The following is a 21,475-nucleotide window of genomic DNA, read 5'->3' as shown; positions in this document are numbered from 1 at the left end:
TTAAATCTTACAAGCGCCGCCTGCACAGCCATCATCTTCTTTCTCAACGACGGTAATGTCGTCAAGGTTATCTGATGCACCATCACGGGTGTTGTGATAGTAAAGTGTTTTAACACCAAGTTTATAGGCTGTTAATAGATCTTTCAGCAAGGTTTTCATCGGTACTTTTTGACCGTCAAAACGTGTTGGATCGTAGTTAGTATTAGCCGAAATTGCTTGGTCGACGAATTTTTGCATGATACCAACGAGCTGTAAATAACCATCATTATTTGGCATATTCCACAGCAATTCATATTGATGTTTTAGCTCATCAAAGTCAGGAACAACTTGCTTTAATTGCCCATCTTTACTTGCTTTAACGCTGATTAAGCCACGTGGTGGCTCGATGCCATTTGTTGCGTTAGAAATTTGCGAAGACGTTTCTGATGGCATTAATGCTGATAGAGTAGAGTTACGTAAGCCGTGAGTTTTAATGTCACTACGTAATCCTTCCCAATCCATATGTAATGGTTCATCACAGATTTTATCTAAATCACGCTTATATGTGTCAATTGGTAAAACACCTTCAGCGTAAGTCGTTTCATTAAATAAAGGACATGCACCTTGCTCTTTTGCTAGGTTCATAGAAGCTTTAAGTAAGTAGAACTGAATCGCTTCAAACGTCTTATGGGTTAAGTTATTACCAGAGCCATCAGAATATTTCATGCCATTTTTCGCAAGGTAATTTGCGAAGTTAATAACGCCTATACCTAGCGTTCTACGGTTCATAGAACCCAGTTGAGCAGAGATAATTGGGTAATCTTGATAATCAAGTAAATTATCTAATGCACGAACGGCTAGGTCTGCAAGCGGTTCTAATTCAGATAAGTCTTTGATAGCACCCAAGTTAAGCGCTGATAAAGTACATAATGCAATTTCACCATTAGGATCTTCAATGTTACGCATTGGCTTAGTTGGTAAAGCGATTTCTAAACAAAGGTTAGACTGTTTAATTGGCGCTACTTGCGGGTCAAATGGACTATGAGTATTACAGTGATCAACATTTTGAATATAGATTCGGCCAGTTGATGCTCGTTCTTGCATCATTAATGAAAATAATTCAACGGCTTTAATCTCTTTACGACGAATGCTGCTATCCGCTTCGTATTGAAGATATAGGCGCTCAAACTCTACTTGGTCAGCGAAGAATGCATCGTATAAACCAGGTACATCAGATGGGCTAAATAAGCTAATATTTTCAGACTTAATTAAGCGTTGGTACATCAATTTGTTTAATTGCACGCCGTAATCTAAATGACGAACACGGTTATCTTCTACACCACGGTTATTTTTAAGCACAAGAAGTGATTCAACCTCTAAGTGCCATAATGGGTAAAATAATGTCGCTGCGCCGCCACGAACTCCGCCTTGTGAGCAAGACTTTACCGCAGTTTGGAAATATTTATAAAACGGTAAGCAACCAGTGTGGAATGCTTCACCGCCTCGGATTGGGCTACCTAAAGCTCGAATACGGCCTGCGTTAATACCAATACCCGCACGTTGACTTACGTATTTTACAATTGAAGAAGCAGTCGCATTAATTGAATCAAGGCTATCGTCACATTCAATTAATACGCACGAACTGAATTGACGAGTAGGGGTGCGCACACCAGCCATGATTGGCGTTGGAAGTGAAATTTTAAATGTCGATACGGCATCGTAGAAACGCTTAATGTAGTCAAGACGTGTTTCTTTTGGATACTTAGCAAATAAGCAAGCAGCTACCAAGATATAGAGAAACTGTGCACTTTCGTAAATTTCATTAGTCACACGGTTTTGAACTAGGTATTTCCCTTCGAGTTGCTTAACAGCAGCATATGAGAAGTCCATGTCACGCCAGTGGTCGATGTAGCTATCTAAGATAGTTAACTCTTCTGCTGTGTAGTCTTCGATAATGTGCTTGTCGTACTTACCCAACTCAACCAAACGATTGACTTGATCAATTAATTTTGGAGGCTCGAATTGACCGAAGGCTTTTTTACGCAGATGAAAAACAGCTAAACGCGCAGCAAGAAATTGGTAATCTGGTGACTCTGGAGAGATTAAGTCAGCTGCTGCTTTGATGATTGTTTCGTGAATAGCCTCTGTAGGAATGCCTTCAAAAAACTGTAAGTGAGAACGTAATTCTACTTCTGAAACTGATACGTTGTTTAAGCCTTTGGCTGCCCACTCGATTACGCGATGGATCTTATCTAAATCGATTGTTTCGCGTTCGCCACTGCGTTTAGTGACTGTCATATTGCTGTTCATTAAAAAGAGGCCTTGATTCGATATTTATTGGTGTAATTTATTCATTGGATCTTTTTTTATCGACTACGTTACGATCGCCAATAAATCACAATACGTCCCTTGTAAGTTGATCATCCAAATTCAATTAACAAACTAATATTGATAAAAATACTAGTGTTACAGCGAGATACTGCGCTTTTATCGCTAGTGCCTCGTATTGATGTCACACACAAGATATGGTGTTTTATAAAAACTAACATACAAGATAGTGAGGTTGGTCACCATTTGCAAGTAGGATTTTAATTAATAAGTTGTGGATATCTTATGGATAGTCATTCAAGTTAGTAAAAGCTAACCTGCTAACGCAAAATAGCCGTTGAATTTCTTGTGACGTTGTTTTTTTAGACAGTTAACGTGATTAGATTGATCGCTAAAATATTCAGCGATCGATTGTTTTTATATAAAAATAGTTTGATTTTTTTGTGATGTTTGAATGTAAAATGAAAAATGAGTTTTCATTTAGCTTTATGAGTCAAAGTACAGTGTCATTGATGAGTTCATTGCACTAAATTGACTACTGTTATCTTTAGAACAGTGAGATAAAAAGTGAAGTGACAGCAATGCCGTTAGTGCAGAAAAGTCGTTAGTAAAGAAACTCTATAGTGAGAGCATTAAAGGCTTGCTGATATGTATCGAAAGTGAGTCATGTCAATGATGTTTCAACTGTGACATTTGAAGCAGCAATTTACCAATCACTTTTGCATCATTACATTAAGATTTACATGTAAGCATTGAATTTATGAAGAGTACTATTTTAGTTGTTCTTGTTATTCAAAAAATTGGAGTAAATCGTTAACTGTGTTAAATACAATTTTACTTGGCCATAATTCTGGCTGATCATCGTCTGAAAGATATCCCCACATAGCAGTGCCGCCAATCATGCCCGCATTACTTGCTGCGACTAGATCTCGCTCAGCATCACCTAGGTACAATATATTTGCAGGCGCACAGTTAATTTGCTGAGCTGCTAATAACATAGGGGCAGTGTGAGGTTTAGGGTGAAGGGTAGAGTCGCCACTAACGATGCTAGTTAAACGTTCAGTTAGCCCTAAAGCATCAATTAACGGACGAGTAAACTTTGCTTGTTTATTTGTTACCACCCCAAACGGTATTGCTTTTGTTTCAAGTAAAGTGAGAAATGAAGCTAAACCTTCGAATAAAGAGGCTTTTTGACCATTCACTTTTTTATAGTGTTCAAGCAGACTCTGTTGAATGGTTACTTGCTCTGATTCATTTAACTCTGGTACAGCAGCATTTACTAAGGCCAAACTTCCGTGTGAAGCTGAATAGCGTAGTGCTTCGACGGACTTAGGGGAGATTTCGCGCTCTTGCAAGGCTAAATTTAATGCATATACCAGATCTGGTGCGGTATCAGCCAAGGTTCCATCCAAATCAAATAATACTGCTTTAATCTGATCCGTCGCACTAATTTGATTCATTGTACTACCTTAGGTTTTAATTCGTTTATCAATAATGGAAAGAGTAACGTCACGTTATATTGGGTTAAGTAATCAAACGAATAAATAGGTTCACTAAGCAAGCTAAGTAAACAGACCAATAATGACATTACATAAAAGTGTAGAACATCAACTAGCCTGGTTTTGAACACTGCTAATAGGCAATAAGTGGTCATGTCCTTTAATCATTAACCATTAACTATGAATCAAGGACATGTCCTGAATTGTGTGATTTATCCAGCTTTTTGAGTCGCTATCATATAGTTTACGTCAAGTTTATTGGTATATTTATACACACCTGTTAACGGGTTATGAGTAATGCCTAAGGCGTCTCTACAGATTAAATCAGTTTGATCGACCAAATTGATTAATTCTGACGGCTTAATAAACTTACTGTGATCATGGGTACCAACAGGCAGCATCTTTAATACATATTCTGCGCCTACTATCGCTTGTATGTAAGACATCATATTTCTATTAATGGTAGAAAAGAAAACAAAGCCATCTGGTTTTACCATATCGCAGCATGCACGAATCACTGATAATGGATCCGGTACGTGCTCAAGCATTTCCATACACGTTACGACATCATATTTTTCGCTATTGTTAGCAGCGTGTTCTTCTGCAGTCATAGTGTCATAGTGAATATCGATACCAGTTTCGAGCGCATGAAGCTTGGCCACTTCAACTTGCGCATCACCCATATCAAGACCGGTTACTTTAGCGCCGACTTTTGCCATGCTCTCAGATAAAATACCGCCGCCACAACCGATATCAATAACGTGTTTATCAAACAATCCGCCGCAAGTTTGATCGATATAATTTAACCTTAAAGGATTAAGTTGGTGTAGTGGTTTGAAATCACCATTTGGATCCCACCAAGACTGTGCCATTTGAGCAAACTTTTCGATTTCTTGGTGATCAACATTTTGTTGATTTTGGTTTTCGTGATTAGACATAACAGGACCCATAATATATTTATGATTATTGCAGGTATTATAACCATCCGTTTCAATAAACAAAGTGAGATAAAACAAGATTAATTTTCAATTGATTATATAAGCAGCAATCTGTGCCGATAAAAAACACATTAATTCTCAAAACACGTATATCAGGAAATTAAAAAGTAGAACTTACGAATCAAATTAGGGGAATTATCGCTGTTTTTATTAAGTTTTTCACTTGCATTCACTTATTGTTGTTCTAGGGTCTAGCCACTTTATATATCTGTGTTAGAATGCCAAATCACGTTTTTGAGCTACACAATAAAATGGAATAATTATTGTGCGCTAATTTTAGGGGAACGAGCAGTTTATGACTGATCTGGCAACATCAATTTCGCCAATTAACATCGAAGACGAACTAAAGAATTCTTATTTAGATTATGCGATGAGTGTAATCGTAGGTCGTGCATTACCCGACGTTCGTGACGGGTTAAAACCTGTTCACCGTCGTGTTCTATTCGCAATGAACGAATTAAAGAACGACTACAATAAGCCTTATAAAAAATCAGCTCGTGTTGTTGGTGACGTAATCGGTAAGTATCACCCACATGGTGATACAGCTGTATATGACACAATCGTTCGTTTGGCGCAGCCATTCTCAATGCGTTATACGCTTGTAGACGGCCAAGGTAACTTTGGTTCAGTGGATGGTGATTCTGCTGCGGCAATGCGTTATACCGAAATCCGTATGGAAAAATTGGCTCATTCACTTTTAGCCGATTTAGAAAAAGAAACAGTAGATTTTGTACCTAACTATGATGGTACAGAGTTTATTCCAGCAGTATTACCAACACGCGTACCAACCTTATTAATTAATGGTTCATCAGGTATTGCTGTGGGTATGGCGACCAATATCCCGCCTCATAATATCACTGAAGTGATTAATGGCTGTTTAGCATTGATTGCTGAACCAAGTCTTTCAATCGAACAGTTAATGGAACATATTCCAGGACCTGATTTCCCAACAGCTGCAACAATTAATGGCCGTAAAGGTATTATTGATGCTTACAAAACGGGTCGTGGCCGTGCCGTCATGCGCTCTAAAGCTGAGATTGAAGAAGATAACGGTCGTGAACGTATTATCGTTACCGAAATTCCTTATCAAGTTAACAAAGCACGTTTGATTGAAAAAATCGCTGAGCTTGTTAAGGATAAGAAAATTGAAGGTATTACTGGTTTACGTGATGAGTCTGACAAAGACGGTATGCGTATCGTTGTTGAGATTAAACGTGGTGAAGTAGGCGAAGTTGTTCTGAACAACTTATACGCTCAAACTCAGATGCAATGTTCTTTTGGTATCAACATGGTGGCACTGACTAACGGTCAGCCTAAATTGTTCAACCTTAAAGAAATGCTTGAGTGCTTTATTCTTCATCGCCGTGAAGTTGTTACTCGTCGTACTGTTTTTGAATTACGTAAAGCGCGTGACCGTGCACATATCCTTGAAGCACTTGCGATTGCATTAGCGAATATCGATCCGATTATTGCGCTGATTAAGAACTCACCAACGCCAGCTGAAGCAAAAGTGAAATTAGTTGAGCAAGGGTGGGATCTAGGCCACGTACAAGGCATGCTAGAAAAAGCTGGTGATGATGCAGCTCGTCCAGAATGGTTAGAACCAGATTTTGGTATCCGCGATGGCAAATACTATTTAACTGAGCAACAAGCGCAAGCCATTCTTGAACTACGTCTTCATCGCTTAACAGGCCTTGAGCACGAGAAAATTCTTAACGAATACGAAGAATTACTTGAGTTCATTGCAAGCTTGCTGTTCATTCTTCGTAGCCCTGAACGCTTAATGGAAGTGATCAAAGAAGAGCTCGAAGAAATGCTTGAGCAGTATGGTGATGAACGCCGCACTGTGATTAATCAAAATGAAGTTGATATGAGTCTTGAAGACTTGATCAATGAAGAAGATGTTGTTGTAACGCTATCTCATATGGGATATGCGAAGTATCAGCCTCTAACTGATTACCAAGCTCAACGTCGTGGTGGTAAGGGTAAAGCGGCAACGAAAGTGAAAGACGAAGATTTCGTTGAAAAACTGCTTGTTGCGAATACTCACGATACGATTTTATGTTTCTCTGACTTTGGCAAAATGTACTGGCTTAAAGTGTACCAGTTACCACTTGCAAGTCGAACAGCTCGTGGCCGTCCAATTATTAACTTATTACCTCTTGCTGATGGTGAGCGCATTACTGCTATCTTACCTGTACGCGAATACGCTGATGATAAGTTTATAGTTATGGCAACAGCGCACGGTACGGTTAAGAAAACGGCATTGACTGCATATAGTAATCCACGTGCAAACGGCATTATTGCAGTAAACCTTAAAGATGATGACCAATTAATTGGCGTTGATATTACTAACGGTAGTGACGACATTATGTTGTTCTCTAACGAAGGTAAAGTGGTTCGCTTCAACGAAAAAGTACGTGATTCAGAAACGGGTGAAGTGAAAAAAGACCCTGAAACTGGTGAAGACTTAATTGCTATCCGTCCAATGGGCCGAACGGCTACAGGTGTTCGCGGTATTAAACTTGAAGATGGTCAAAAAGTTGTTTCCATGATCATTCCGAAAGAAGAAGGCGCAATTCTTACTGTTACCGAAAACGGTTACGGTAAACGTACCGACTTATCAGAGTATCCAGCGAAAAGTCGTGGCACGAAAGGTGTTGTTTCTATCAAAGTCAGTGAACGTAATGGTGCCGTAGTTGGCGCAGTTCAAGTTACTGAATCAGAAGAAATCATGCTCATTAGTAACAAAGGTACGCTTGTACGTACTCCTTCAAATGGTGTTTCACTGATTGGTCGTAACACGCAAGGTGTCACCATTATTCGAACAGCTGACGATGAGAAAGTGGTTGGCTTGCAGCGTCTTGATGAAATTGAAGAAGATGAGCAAATCGAAGAAGGTGCAGAAGGCGAAACCGTTGAGAGCATTGAAACGAGTGCTGCTGACGATTCAGCTACACCAGAATCAGATGCTTAATCACCAATAACATTCTGATAGTGTGATACAAAAAAGGATGCCAAATGGCATCCTTTTTTACGCTTGGATGTTTATAAAGATAGCAGGTGGATAGGGCGAGTTACGCACTAAGATTTATTTTTATTCGCTTGTTCGAAAGCATTTTTCCAAAAGGTAGAGCTTAATTTAGCAATCACTCTTGATTCACCGTTTAACAACATCGCCATACCAATATTCAACTCGGGTGAGTAGGATATTTCTGCAACGTAACCTGCGACCCAACCAGCATGATAAATTAATGGACGGCCTTCAAATTCATATACTCGCCAGCCTTTACCGTAATGTGCATTATCAAGGTGTGCTCGCCAGTCACGGCGGCGTAACTCTTTGGTTGTTCTAACGCCTGGCGTCGTGACATCTTTAATCACACTGTTTGAAATGACACCAGGATTCTCACCTAAATTGGCAATTAGCCATTTCGATATGTCATTGATACTGGCATTGACTCCTGCAGCGGATGGTAATTTATAGTAATTAGGCTTTACCGTGACTTTACGAAAACCCGATTTTGTTTTTACATGAGGTTCAGCGCGGTTCTCTCTTGCCATGAAAGCATCATAGCCGACTGTTGCAGTATTCATATCTAGAGGCGAAAAAATCTTTTGTTGCAATAAATCTTCATAAGCCATTCCAGATTGCTGCTCTATGGCCGTTTCAATAAATGAAAATGCTACGTTCTGATAGCCATAACAAACTCCGGGGCTACACATTGGGGTTAGCTCAGAGAGCTTGTTGATAATTTTGTCCATTTTAACATTGGCATTAATTAAATTATCGTAACTATTAGGCATCAAACCGGTACTTTGACCAATTACATGCGCTAAGGTTATTTCTTCAGCGTTAGCTTTATTGGCGAGGGTGAATTCTGGTAAGTACTTAACAATAGGTTGTTGCCAGCTTAGCTTTCGCTCATTGACTAACATACTCGCTAAGGTACCGGCGAAGGTTTTTGATACAGATGCCAAACGAAAAACAGTGTCTTGATTTACATTGAGTTTGCCACCTTTTTTACGTTTTCCGAAGGTACTTAATGATAAAACTTCATTTCCCTCAACAATAACGAAGGCCCCACCAGGTACCTTGCTTTGCTTCAATTGCTGGTGAAAGTGTTGTTTAAACTGATCTGCGACGGTTATGTAGTCAGATTGTTTTGCATTGGCTTGTGAGCAGATACTGGCAATTGTTACAGTGCCAAACAGCAAAAAGGGTTTTAAATACATCAATCGATCCAATTTCCGTTAAAACGGATTATTCATTATTGTTACAGTCTCAGTTTATTACTAAGACCATATTTTACTGACTTATTTGTGATTACGCTTGTGTAATCATAAGTGGTTTACCCGTTATCAATTTTTATTTATTCATTGAGTTTGATTTTAAGGTCAGCTCAGTAAGTACATAAAAATTAAAAACAGCAGTGAATTCTATCAAAAAAAGTGTACAAAAAGTTAATTCAGTTCAAGTTTATATAAACAAGTTTCTAATACAAAATTTAAATGATTTTTTTTCATTTTAGCAAGCAAACAGTTGCTATATACTGCATATCAAATTGCTATAAAAAGAAAGTTTTACCATCAAACGATAAAGGATACTGCTGTGAGCGATATTTTCAATTTTTGTGCCGGACCTGCCATGTTACCTCAAGCTGTGATGCAAAAAGCTCAGCAAGAATTAATTAATTGGAATGGTCTTGGCGTGTCCGTGATGGAAATAAGCCACCGAAGTAAAGAATTTATTGCCCTGACTCAGCATGCTGAAAAAACATTACGTGAACTAATGAACATACCTTCTAACTATCATGTTCTGTTTATGCATGGCGGTGGAAGAGGGCAATTTACTAGTGTGGTTAACAATTTTCTTGGTGACAACGGTAAAGCGCTCTATCTAGTTAATGGACAATGGTCTTCGGCTGCGGTAAAAGAAGCCGTCAAGATAGTCGGTGAAAACAACATTGATCAAATCAACATTGTCGAAAAACAAGATGGCTTAAATCAAGTGGTCTTGCCTGACTTACATAAACTGGATGGTGATTATCGTTACGTTCATTATTGTGCCAATGAAACCGTAGATGGAATTGAAATATTTGATGACTTAGACAGTCCATGGCCTGTAGTTGTCGACTTATCATCAACCATAATGTCACGTGATATCGATGTCAGTAAATACGCGGTTATCTATGCTGGTGCACAAAAAAATATCGGTCCATCAGGTTTATCAATTGTGATTGTACGTGATGATATGTTGAAATTACCGAGTCTAACTCAATCATCAATAATGGATTACTCAGTCGCACAAGCGAATGACTCAATGTTTAATACCCCACCAACATTTGCATGGTACCTTGCTGCTGAAGTGTTTGATTGGTTATCTGCGCAAGGGGGCGTTAAAGCTATGGAGGCCCTTAATAAGCAAAAAGCAGCCTTACTTTATCAATGCATTGATAATAATCCATTTTATACTAATGGGGTTGCAATTCATAATCGCTCTCGAATGAATGTGACTTTTCAATTAGTGGATAGCTCGCTCGATGGTGAATTTTTAAAACAAGCTGAACAGGCAGGCTTAGTGGCATTAAAAGGTCATAGGATTGTTGGCGGCATGCGTGCCAGTATCTACAATGCAATGCCATTAGAAGGCGTAAAAGCCTTAGTGACATTTATGGAAGCTTTTGCACGTCAGTACAAATAATGACTCAGCTTTCGTCCCTATAAAACCATTGCCTTAAAAAAGCCACTTTTATGAGTGGCTTTTTTATTAATGACAGTTCGTTTGAGATGCAATCAAGTTGTAAGATTTAACCTTACGCTAGCTGATTAAAAACATGATTCATGATGCTAAGTTAACAAGTAAGGCTAACCAAATGTAAAAACCCAAAAGTCTAAACTTAAAAAAAGCGAATTGATGAAAACAATTCGCTTTTACATTTCTGAATAAAAGAAAACTTACAGAATTTTAGCAATAGACTTAGCAAGATAATCTACATTTGATTCGCTAATACCAGCGATACTCATTCTGCTTGAATCGACCATATAGATACTGTGCTCTTGTTTCAATTGCTCCACTTGAGCAGGATTAATACCCAAGAATGAAAACATCCCTTTTTGTTTGGCAATGAAGCTAAAGTCCTGTGTTACACCATTTTCAATTAGCTTATCCACTAACATTTGACGATTACCGTTTATGCGATCACGCATTACGGTTAGTTCACTTAGCCATTGCTTTTTAAGCTCTGCAGTCCCGAGAATGGTTTCAACTAGCGCTGCACCATGGGCAGGCGGCATTGAGTAAATACAGCGAACTACATACAAAAGCACAGAAAAAGCGATGTTTGCAGTTTGGCTATTGTCAGCAACAAGCGTACACGCCCCAATTCTTTCGCGGTAAAGACCAAAGTTTTTAGAGCAAGAGCTACATAAAATCATTTCCTCTACTGCAGCAGCCATTTGGCGTACACCATAAGCATCTTCATCAACGCCATCCCCAAAGCCTTGATATGCCATATCAATTAATGGAGTAAATCCTTGTTTTGCAGTAATTGCAATGACTTGATCCCACTGCTCGGTGGATAAATCCATACCACTAGGGTTATGGCAACAGGCATGAAGTAAAACGAAATCATCCGGACCAATTTGACTAAGTGCTGCCTTCATTTCATCAAATTTTAAGGTTTTAGTATCGTAATCGTAATAAGGATACGTGTTAACTGTTAAGCCTGCAGCTTCAAACAATCCAGTATGATTTGCCCATGTTGGGTCGCTTACCCAAATAACAACATTTGGTTTACAGCTTTTAATAAACTCAGCTGCAACTCTTAATGCGCCAGTGCCACCTGGTGTGGAAACCGTTTTTACACGATTAGCGAGTAAAGCGGGGTGGGTTTGTCCGAATGCAAGTTCAGACATTAACTGATTAAAGTTTTCAGAGCCTGTAGGGCCGATATAGACTTTGGTTGTTTCGGTGTCTGTGCGTTGTTGCTCTGCTATTTTTACGCAGTCTAAAATGGGCGTATGGCCAGCAGGATCTTTATAAACGCCAACACCTAAGTCGATTTTTTGTGGGTGAGAGTCTTGTCGATATTGTGTCAGCAAACCAAGAATTGGATCTGCTGGCATGGCTGTTAATGTTTTGAGCATGGTCATTGACCTTATAAATATCAAATAATGGTAGGATTCGCTTTAGGATAACGTGGTTTAATTGCGGATTGAAATGTAAAAAAATAACTAATTTTAAAATTAACTGTTTTTCTAAATGAAGGTTTACAGTGCAAGGTTAATTTTTGTCATTTAAGCTAAATCAGTAAGTAAAATAGTGGTTTTTTCATTCATTTTATTCAAGTTCGACATAAATCCGTCATTTTTTTATTAAAAGCCCTTGTATCGTGGGCTGCAATGAGTAAATTTGTAGTCAAGAATAATTATTATCTAACTATCAATCAGAATCGTATAGATAAATTGACATAGACGTCGCTTTGTCTTTAATCATATCCATTCTTGCATTTTGCTAGAACTCATTTAAGAAGAATTTTTCATGAAACAGTTGCGTCTTGAACCCGTAGAAAAAGTTAGTGGTGTTGTTAACATTCCAGGCTCAAAAAGTATCTCTAACAGAGCCTTACTATTGGCTACTCTCGCTAAAGGTAAAACAACCTTAACGAATTTACTGGACTCTGATGATATTCGATACATGTTAGCCTCGCTTAAACAGCTAGGCGTTCAATATGAGTTATCAGATAATAATACCGTTTGCGAACTTGAAGGTTTAGGAAACCCTATCACTGCAAAGCAAGCTGAAACGCTATTTTTAGGTAATGCTGGTACAGCAATGAGACCGCTTTGCGCAGCGTTAACACTTGGTTCAGGGGAATTTACATTAACAGGTGAGCCGAGAATGGAAGAAAGACCAATTGGCGATTTGGTTGATTCTCTGCGTCAATTAGGCGCTAATGTGACTTATTTAAAAAATGATGGTTTTCCACCTTTAACCATTAATGCTGATGGATTAAATGGTGGAGAAGTTGAGATAGCTGGCGATTTGTCGAGCCAGTTCTTAACTGCATTACTCATGGTTGCCCCATTAACTAAAGACTCAGTCAATATTAATATTAAAGGTGAATTAGTTTCTAAACCGTATATTGATATCACTATAGCCTTAATGGCTCAATTTGGGGTTGAAGTCATAAACCACGACTACCGCAGATTTGAAATTAAATCCGGCCAGCAATATGTATCACCAGGTAAAGTGTTAGTTGAAGGTGACGCTTCATCGGCATCTTATTTTCTTGCTGCTGGTGCGATTCAAGGCGGTGAAGTCAAAGTAACAGGTGTTGGTAAATTAAGCATACAAGGTGATGTCAAATTTGCAGATGTCCTTGAGAAAATGGGCGCTGATATCGAGTGGGGTGATGATTATATTATTTCACGTCAAGCGAAACTAACTGCGGTTGATTTAGATATGAATCATATTCCTGATGCTGCAATGACAATTGCAACAGCGGCATTATTTGCAGAAGGTACAACCAAAATAACCAATATTTACAATTGGCGTATTAAAGAAACCGATCGTTTAGCAGCTATGGCTACAGAACTTAGAAAGGTTGGAGCAACAGTAGAAGAGGGTCATGATTATATTTCAGTCACGCCTCCTGCTGAATTGAATACTGCTGATATCGATACCTATAACGACCATCGTATGGCGATGTGTTTTTCAATGATGGCCTTTGCGCCTTGTGGAATTACGATTAACGATCCTGATTGTACTTCTAAAACCTTCCCGACTTATTTCAGTGAGTTCGCACGTTTAGCTTGCTAATTTTATCTTACCAAGCATAAAAATAATGACGGCAGTCAATTAACTGCCGTTGTTATGATCTTCTTTATGAACTTACAAAATTCTCCAGTTTTTTGGTTCAAATTGTTATACAATGCCGCCCGCTCATTTTGATGAACCTTTTTTACATTCATGGAAGATTGTTTTTTTTTCGGAGGAATTTATGTCTGAACGTGCTCCAGTAGTCACAATCGACGGACCAAGCGGTGCAGGAAAAGGGACAATATGCCAACTCGTTGCTGAACGATTAGATTGGCATTTACTAGATAGCGGCGCTATTTATCGTGTTTTAGCCCTTGCAGCCATTCATCACGATGTTGAATTAGAAAATGAAGAAGCCATTACCTTGTTAGCTTCTCATTTAGACGTGCAGTTTTTAGCCGGAAATGATTTAGTGAAAGTCATTTTAGAAGGCGAAGATGTATCAACCAGTATTCGTACTCAAGAATGTGGTAATGCAGCTTCTAAGATAGCCGCTTTTCCACGTGTTAGAGAAGCACTACTTAGACGCCAACGTGCTTTTAGTGCTGAACCTGGATTAGTAGCTGATGGCCGTGACATGGGAACCGTCGTTTTTCCTAATGCACCAGCCAAAATCTTCCTTACTGCATCAGCAGAGGAAAGGGCGCAGCGTCGCTATAAACAGTTGCAGGACAAGGGGTTCGATGTTAATATCGATCGCCTTTTATCTGAAATCATTGAACGTGATGACCGCGATATTAATCGTTCAGTCTCGCCTTTAGTGCCTGCGGATGATGCGCTAGTGATTGATACTAGTGGCATAGGTATTAATGAAGTGCTTGAGCTAGTGCTTGAACACATCAATAAAAACTTAACGTAATTTCTTAATTCTGAGAAGTTATGAAACAACATTTATATCACGGATGATGTAAATAAATTAATTGACTCCACATCTAGGATGGATGGTGGTTTATAAAAGAAAGTAATCATAAAATGACTGAATCTTTTGCTGATCTATTTGAACAATCCCTAAATGAACTTGAGTTCCGTCCTGGTTCTATCGTACGTGGTGTAGTTGTTCGCATCGAAAACGGTACTGTACTAGTTGACGCTGGTCTTAAGTCTGAAAGCCCAATTTCTGCTGACGAATTCAAAAACGCTCAAGGTGTTTTAGAAATCGCTGTTGGCGACGAAGTTGATGTTGCACTTGACTCTGTTGAAGACGGTTTCGGTGAAACTCAATTATCTCGTGAGAAAGCGAAACGTCACGAAGCTTGGATTGTTCTAGAAAAAGCTTATGAAGATGCTGAAACAGTAATCGGTATCATCAATGGTAAAGTTAAAGGTGGTTTCACTGTTGAATTAAACGGTATCCGTGCCTTCTTACCAGGTTCTCTAGTAGACGTTCGCCCAGTTCGCGATACTGCTCACCTAGAGTACAAAGAATTAGAATTCAAAGTTATCAAACTTGACCAGAAGCGTAACAACGTTGTTGTTTCTCGTCGTGCTGTTATCGAATCAGAAAGCAGTGCAGAACGTGATGCTCTTCTTGAGAACCTTCAAGAAGGTCAAGCAGTTAAAGGTATCGTTAAGAACCTTACTGACTACGGTGCATTCGTAGACTTAGGTGGCGTTGACGGTCTTCTACATATCACTGATATGGCTTGGAAGCGTGTTAAGCACCCATCTGAAATCGTTAATGTTGGTGACGAAATCAACGTTAAAGTTCTTAAGTATGACCGTGAGCGTACTCGTGTATCACTAGGTCTTAAGCAACTTGGCGAAGATCCATGGTTAGAAATCAGCAAGCGCTACCCAGAAAACACACGTTTAACTGGTCGCGTAACGAACTTAACTGACTACGGTTGTTTCGTTGAAATCGAAGAAGGCGTTGAAGGTCTTGTTCACGTTTCTGAAATGGATTGGACTAACAAGAACATCCACCCATCTAAAGTTGTTAACTTAGGTGATGAAGTAGAAGTTCTAGTTCTAGACATCGATGAAGAACGTCGTCGTATTTCTCTAGGTCTTAAGCAATGTAAGACTAACCCATGGGATGATTTCGCTACTCGTTTCAACAAGGGCGATAAAGTTTCTGGTAAGATCAAGTCTATCACTGACTTTGGTATCTTCATTGGTCTTGACGGTGGCATCGACGGTCTTGTTCACTTATCTGACATTTCTTGGAACGGTACTGGCGAAGACGCTGTATCTGAGTGCAAGAAAGGTGACGAAATCCACGCAGTAGTTCTTTCTGTTGACCCTGAGCGTGAGCGTATCAGCTTAGGCGTTAAGCAAACTGAAGACGATCCTTTCAATGCTTACTTGGCAGACAAGAAGAAAGGTACTATTGTAAATGGTGTAGTTACTGCTGTTGACGCTAAAGGCGTTACAATTGAACTAGCTGAAACTGTTGAAGGTTACCTTCGCGTTGCAGATATCTCTCGCGAGCGTATCGAAGACGCATCTACAGTATTCTCTGTAGGTGACAAAGTTGAATCTAAGTTCATGGGCGTAGATCGTAAGAACCGTTCTATCAGCTTATCTATCCGTGCGAAAGATGAAGCAGATGAGAAAGAAGCAATGGCAACTATTAACAAGCAAGATGATGCTGTTATTAGTAATGCTATGGCTGAAGCGTTTAAAGCAGCTCGTAAGTAATAAATCGCCTGTAGTGTGGGAAACACCTGGTGTTTCCCTTTAGGCGACTGTGTTTGGCTTGATAATAGAGGGTATAGGATGACAAAATCCGAACTGATCGAAAAACTTGCCACTAGGCAGTCGCAGTTGTCGGCAAAAGAAGTGGAAAGTGCTATTAAAGAAATGTTGGAGCAAATGGCAACAACATTAGAAGGCGGTGATCGTATTGAGATCCGTGGATTTGGTAGTTTTTCTCTTCACTATCGTGCACCGCGTGTTGGCCGTAATCCAAAAACTGGTACCTCAGTTGAATTGGAAGGCAAATACGTACCGCACTTTAAGCCTGGCAAAGAACTGCGCGAACGTGTCGATGCGGTTAATCATTGATTAACGCTTGATTAAAAAGCCTCCTTTTGGAGGCTTTTTTGTATCTATTGCTTTTCAAAGCTGGTTACTTGGCTAAATATCTTGGATAATCAGTTGTATTGATAAGATTGAATTTTTATCACTCACAGATTGAATGGAGCTGCATGTGAAATCGTTTATTGCCATTATCATTGTTGGATTATTTTTTGTTCTCGCCTTATTGTTTGGTGCCAAAAACGAACAAATTGTGACGGTCAGCTATTTTGTTGCAGAAGGCCAATATCGTTTACCTGTTGTTTTGGCCATTGTGTTTTTAGCAGGTTTTTTGATTAGCTGGTTATTTGCCGGTTACTATATTCTCAAAATGAAAATGGTCATTCGTAAGCGAAACAAAACCATTGCTCAGTTAACTGATAAAGTGTCTGATCCAATAGCACAGGATACCACTGCATAATATGCTAGAAATCCTCTTTCTGTTGTTACCTATAGCAGCCGGTTACGGTTGGTATATGGGGCGTAGAAGTATACGACAGAATCAAAAGCAACAAAGTAAGAAACTCAGTAGAGACTATTTCACTGGGCTTAATTTTTTGCTTTCAAATGAATCAGACAAAGCGGTTGATCTCTTTATTACTATGCTAGATGTCGATGATGAAACAATCGACACACATTTATCTTTAGGTTCATTATTTCGTAAACGTGGTGAAGTTGATCGCTCAATTCGTATCCATCAAAACCTCATCGCAAGGCCCAGTCTCACCACCGAGCAACGTGACATTGCCATGATGGAACTGGGAAAAGATTATTTAGCAGCGGGCTTTTATGATCGAGCAGAAGAAATTTTTCTCAATCTCGTTAGTCAAGATGAACATAGCAAAGAAGCAGAAAGTGAATTAATCTCGATTTATCAAGTGACCAAAGAATGGCAAAACGCCATTAACATCACTAAAGGCTTAAGTCGCAAACGTCAGCAAGCACTCAAATCCATCACTGCACATTTTTATTGCCAGTTATCTGATGAAGCGACTGAAAGCGATGAGAAAATCAAATTACTTCAACAAGCCATTAAGCTTGATGAGCATTGTGGCAGAGCTTGGTTAACCCTCGCAAAAATCTATCTTGATTCAAATCAAGTCTCCCAATGTAAAAAAGCCATCTTAGAATTAAAGCTTGCAGATATAGAATTATTTGCCGACGCTATTGGTGTTGCTAGACAAGTTTACCGAGACAGTAATGACTTAGAAGGCTATCAATCTCTTTTACAGCAAGCACTGGAGTCCGGCGGTGGAGCCAGTGTTATTATTGCCCTTGCTAAACACAAAATTGAGCAAGGGAATACTAAGAATGCTGAAAAAATGGTGCTAGACCACTTGTATCGTCATCCTACAATGAAGGGGTTTCAACATCTAATGCAGTTACATATCAAGCAGGCTGAAGATGGACAAGCAAAACAAAGCTTATCGATGCTTGAAAAGTTAGTAGAGCAACAAATTAAATTTAGACCAAGTTACCGCTGTTGTTCATGTGGGTTCCCTGCGCATAGCTTGTATTGGCATTGCCCATCTTGCAAAGAGTGGGGCAGCATTAAGCGTGTTAAAGGACTTGATGGTGAGTAAACCAAGACATCAACAATCTAGCGTTACAAAACGAACACCCATACGTCATTACGTATTCATTGTGAGTATGCTTAATGATTATCTTACGGAGTAAACATGACTGATAAACCAATTGTAGTAGCCTTAGATTACGATAATAAAAATGAAGCGTTATCGTTAATCGACAAGCTTGATCCAACGATGTGCCGTTTAAAAGTGGGTAAAGAAATGTTTACTTTATTTGGGCCACAATTGGTTAAAGACATACATGACCGTGACTTTGATTTATTTCTAGATTTAAAATTTCACGATATTCCAAATACCGTTGCTAAGGCAGTGTCAGCTGCTGCAGATTTAGGGGTATGGATGACCAACGTTCATGCAAGTGGTGGGCTAGCCATGATGGAGGCTGCCAAGAAAGCACTTGTTAACTACGGCAATGATGCGCCATTACTTATCGCTGTAACTGTTTTAACATCGATGAGCGATGAAGACTTAGCGCTTTTGGGCATTAATGTGCCTGCACAAGAGCACGTTAAGCGCTTAGCTGCGCTTACACATAGAGCAGGCCTTGACGGGGTTGTATGTTCTGCCCAAGAAGCGACGATGTTAAAGTCATCTTTTGGCCAATCGTTTAATTTAGTGACTCCAGGTATTAGGCCTGTTGGCGCCGATGTAGGCGATCAACACCGCGTGATGACACCACCTAAAGCAGTAGCGGCAGGCTCTGACTTTTTAGTGATTGGAAGACCGATAACTAAAGCGGCAGATCCACTGGCTTCATTGCACCAAATTGTTGATTCACTTAAATAGAGTCGATTACAGCTGAGAGTAAAAGTAAACCTGTGATGCGTTTAACTAGTGTCAATACGGTTTACTTTACAACACAACAAATCAGGGGCGTTTAATGTTTGATTATCAAGGAAAGAATGTTGTTGTTATAGGAGGCACCAGTGGTATTAACCTTGGCATAGCATGCGCTTTTGCTAAGCAAGGAGCCAATGTTGCTGTAGCGAGTCGTAGTGTTGAAAAAGTTAACTCAGCTGTAAATGAACTTAAATTAGCAAACCCAAATGGAAAGCATCTTGGGGTCAGTTTTGATGTCCGTGACATTGAGGCTGTTAGTCAAGGTTTTGCCAATATAGAACAAGCATTTGGCCATATCGATGTTCTGGTAAGCGGCGCCGCAGGGAATTTTCCTTCGTGCGCTAAAGATCTATCAGCGAATGGATTTAAATCAGTAATGGACATTGACCTGCTTGGAAGTTTCCAAGTTATTAAGCAAGCTTATCCACTGCTGACAAAAGCTATTAGTCAAACTGATGGTAAAACCAGTGCCAATGTTATTCAGATTTCTGCGCCACAAGCTTATGTGCCAATGGCGCTGCAAGTACATGTTTGTGCAGCCAAAGCCGGTGTAGATATGCTAACTCGCACGTTAGCAATAGAATGGGGTGTAGATGGAATTAGAGTCAATTCGATAGTACCAGGACCTATTGACGAAACAGAAGGTTTTGATCGCTTAGCACCAAGTAAAGCATTAAAATCAATGATAGCTGACAGTGTTCCATTGAAACGCAATGGAGTTAAATCAGATATTGCAAACGCAGCATTATTTTTAGCATCGGATATGGCGTCTTACATCACTGGAACAATTTTACCCGTTGATGGTGGTTGGTCATTAGGTGGTGCAGGCGCGGCAATGGATGCACTAGCTAAACACATGCCAGAATAGTAAATAATTTTAAGGTGATTTAAATGGCAAACGCATTACAAGAGCAATTGCTTAAAGCAGGATTAGCGAGCAAACAAAAAGCGCGTGATGTTAAAACTCAAAAACGTAAGCAGAAGAAAGTCAAGATAGATGATGGTAGTGCAGATTTAAAGCAACAAATTGCACAGCAAAAACTTGAGCAAGCTGAGAAAGATCGTGCATTAAATGAAAAACGTTTTGCAGAAGCTGAAGAAAAAGGCCAAGTGCGTGGACTCATCACTGAGTTTACCAAGTTCGCTATTTCAATTCCTACTGATGCTGAAATCAAATTTAACTTCACGGTTAATAATAAAATCTTATCAGTTTATGTGAATGAGAAATTACAAGGTCAGTTACTTTCTGGTGCAGTTGGTATTATCCGTTACGAAGATAAAAGCTATTTAGTACCGCATAAATTAGCTGAACGCGTCAATTTATTGGTTCCAGAATGGTGTGGTTATCTTTGGACTGATACTGATGATAACCAAACAGAGCAAGTGACTAAAGAAGATGATCCATATGCGGATTATGCTATCCCTGATGACCTTATGTGGTAATTCATTATCTTAAAAAATGCCTCATATTGAGGCATTTTTTATGACTGTTTTATCCTTTTTAAATTTAGCCACGAATAGGTTATTCAGTTTTGCTGCAACATACACAATATTTTCGCAATGGACTAGATTATCGCCTTGGCGAGCAAGCCAATTTCAATGATATCAAACAAACGTTTGGCTTAAGGCATATCAGTGTGGGTAAATGGGTGACTGCTGATGAGTCAAAAATTGCAGCAAATTTAGTTTTTGATTCTTTAGCAGATCTTTCTCAGATACTGAATGTTCCCGCTGAACTTATTGGTCTTAGAAAGACATTAAATATGCTATTTGGTCGTGGTGGCCAAAAAGGTGTGCAAGCACATTATTCCCCAAGCACAAGAGAGTTAGCATTAGCTAAAAATGCCGGTGCTGGTGCGTTAGCGCATGAGTTTTGGCATGCATTTGATCATTATATAGTGGCAAAAGCCTTTGAAGATCGTCACAGCAAGTATGCTTGTGCATCAGATTTATGGCTTAATGATCATCTATTAAAACCACATGCGCTTAACGATAAGCTATCTAACTTGTTTAAACTTGTTTTATTAAGTGAAGATGGACAGTCTGCTAGTGAGTTTGTAACCAATGCAATTAAGGTTGATAAGGTACAAGGTAGTTATTATTTCTCTAAGCCTACAGAACTAATGGCGCGTGCTTTTGAATCTTCAATAGAATCGTTTGGTTCATTAAGAAATAATTATCTTGTGTCAGGGACGACTAAATCAGATCAAGCCACTCGGTTAATATATCCAAATGTCGGCCATAGAGAGCAAATTATGGCTGCTATTTTAGATTACTTTTCTCTACTTGGTGCAGCATTCGAACGTTCATCGGCTCAATAACATGTTTAAGCCGTTATCTCACTCAATTGCGTTTTTGTTTTCTTTAGCAAATATGTAGTTGTTCCTTTTATACTCACTT

The 21,475-nt window shown here is 39.3% G+C and carries 17 protein-coding genes; 12 read left to right on the top strand and 5 right to left on the bottom strand.

What is annotated here, in order from left to right:
* The 3 genes from nrdA to ubiG form a co-directional block, all read right to left on the bottom strand.
* Positions 1-2,289, bottom strand: coding sequence for a class 1a ribonucleoside-diphosphate reductase subunit alpha (gene nrdA / locus SJ2017_RS10850; RefSeq protein WP_080915766.1), 2,289 nt, complete (start codon positions 2,287-2,289; stop codon positions 1-3).
* 806 nt (positions 2,290-3,095) lie between these two features.
* Positions 3,096-3,767: an HAD family hydrolase gene (locus SJ2017_RS10845; protein ID WP_080915765.1), complete on the bottom strand. Its 672-nt coding sequence runs from the start codon at positions 3,765-3,767 to the stop codon at positions 3,096-3,098.
* A 251-nt stretch (positions 3,768-4,018) separates the two neighbouring features.
* Positions 4,019-4,744, bottom strand: coding sequence for a bifunctional 2-polyprenyl-6-hydroxyphenol methylase/3-demethylubiquinol 3-O-methyltransferase UbiG (gene ubiG, locus SJ2017_RS10840; RefSeq protein ID WP_080917461.1), 726 nt, complete (start codon positions 4,742-4,744; stop codon positions 4,019-4,021).
* Between the two features lie 355 nt (positions 4,745-5,099).
* Between ubiG and gyrA the strand changes: the two genes are divergently transcribed.
* On the top strand, positions 5,100-7,781 hold the full coding sequence (gene gyrA / locus SJ2017_RS10835; protein WP_080915764.1) for a DNA gyrase subunit A: 2,682 nt from the start codon (positions 5,100-5,102) through the stop codon (positions 7,779-7,781).
* A 107-nt stretch (positions 7,782-7,888) separates the two neighbouring features.
* Here gyrA and SJ2017_RS10830 read toward each other — a convergent pair whose 3' ends face one another.
* Positions 7,889-9,040, bottom strand: coding sequence for a serine hydrolase domain-containing protein (locus tag SJ2017_RS10830; RefSeq protein WP_080915763.1), 1,152 nt, complete (start codon positions 9,038-9,040; stop codon positions 7,889-7,891).
* Positions 9,041-9,416: 376 nt separating this feature from the next.
* Between SJ2017_RS10830 and serC the strand changes: the two genes are divergently transcribed.
* Positions 9,417-10,508, top strand: a complete 1,092-nt coding sequence (serC, locus tag SJ2017_RS10825) for a 3-phosphoserine/phosphohydroxythreonine transaminase (protein WP_080915762.1) — start codon at positions 9,417-9,419, stop codon at positions 10,506-10,508.
* A gap of 254 nt (positions 10,509-10,762) precedes the next feature.
* On the opposite strand, the gene SJ2017_RS10820 is transcribed toward serC, so the two are convergent.
* Positions 10,763-11,953, bottom strand: coding sequence for an amino acid aminotransferase (locus SJ2017_RS10820; RefSeq protein WP_080915761.1), 1,191 nt, complete (start codon positions 11,951-11,953; stop codon positions 10,763-10,765).
* 394 nt (positions 11,954-12,347) lie between these two features.
* Here SJ2017_RS10820 and aroA point away from each other — a divergent pair, with 394 nt between their 5' ends.
* The 10 genes from aroA (at position 12,348) to SJ2017_RS10770 (ending at position 21,396) form a co-directional block, all read left to right on the top strand.
* Positions 12,348-13,628, top strand: coding sequence for a 3-phosphoshikimate 1-carboxyvinyltransferase (aroA, locus tag SJ2017_RS10815; RefSeq protein WP_080915760.1), 1,281 nt, complete (start codon positions 12,348-12,350; stop codon positions 13,626-13,628).
* 181 nt (positions 13,629-13,809) lie between these two features.
* Positions 13,810-14,487 (top strand): (d)CMP kinase, encoded by a 678-nt coding sequence (gene cmk / locus SJ2017_RS10810; protein ID WP_055024572.1) that lies wholly within the window; start codon positions 13,810-13,812, stop codon positions 14,485-14,487.
* Between the two features lie 92 nt (positions 14,488-14,579).
* Positions 14,580-16,268, top strand: coding sequence for a 30S ribosomal protein S1 (gene rpsA / locus SJ2017_RS10805; protein WP_276328894.1), 1,689 nt, complete (start codon positions 14,580-14,582; stop codon positions 16,266-16,268).
* Positions 16,269-16,346: 78 nt separating this feature from the next.
* Positions 16,347-16,634 (top strand): integration host factor subunit beta, encoded by a 288-nt coding sequence (gene ihfB, locus SJ2017_RS10800; RefSeq protein ID WP_055024570.1) that lies wholly within the window; start codon positions 16,347-16,349, stop codon positions 16,632-16,634.
* A 133-nt stretch (positions 16,635-16,767) separates the two neighbouring features.
* Positions 16,768-17,067 (top strand): LapA family protein, encoded by a 300-nt coding sequence (locus SJ2017_RS10795; RefSeq protein ID WP_247663178.1) that lies wholly within the window; start codon positions 16,768-16,770, stop codon positions 17,065-17,067.
* A gap of 1 nt (position 17,068) precedes the next feature.
* Positions 17,069-18,229 carry a lipopolysaccharide assembly protein LapB gene (lapB, locus tag SJ2017_RS10790; RefSeq protein ID WP_080915758.1) on the top strand — a complete coding sequence of 387 codons (1,161 nt, stop codon included), beginning with the start codon at positions 17,069-17,071 and terminating at the stop codon, positions 18,227-18,229.
* A 96-nt stretch (positions 18,230-18,325) separates the two neighbouring features.
* Positions 18,326-19,021, top strand: a complete 696-nt coding sequence (gene pyrF, locus SJ2017_RS10785; protein ID WP_065108037.1) for an orotidine-5'-phosphate decarboxylase — start codon at positions 18,326-18,328, stop codon at positions 19,019-19,021.
* Positions 19,022-19,115: 94 nt separating this feature from the next.
* Positions 19,116-19,943: an SDR family oxidoreductase gene (locus SJ2017_RS10780; RefSeq protein ID WP_080915757.1), complete on the top strand. Its 828-nt coding sequence runs from the start codon at positions 19,116-19,118 to the stop codon at positions 19,941-19,943.
* Positions 19,944-19,966: 23 nt separating this feature from the next.
* Positions 19,967-20,518, top strand: a complete 552-nt coding sequence (locus SJ2017_RS10775) for a DUF2058 domain-containing protein (protein ID WP_080915756.1) — start codon at positions 19,967-19,969, stop codon at positions 20,516-20,518.
* 89 nt (positions 20,519-20,607) lie between these two features.
* On the top strand, positions 20,608-21,396 hold the full coding sequence (locus SJ2017_RS10770) for a CLCA_X family protein (RefSeq protein WP_080915755.1): 789 nt from the start codon (positions 20,608-20,610) through the stop codon (positions 21,394-21,396).
* Positions 21,397-21,475: the final 79 nt, after the last annotated feature.

Source organism: Shewanella japonica (assembly GCF_002075795.1).
In the GTDB taxonomy this organism is placed as follows: Bacteria; Pseudomonadota; Gammaproteobacteria; order Enterobacterales; family Shewanellaceae; genus Shewanella; species Shewanella japonica.
The sequence above is the reverse complement of the archived record's forward strand: the minus strand, read 5'-3'. Positions and strand labels throughout refer to the sequence as shown.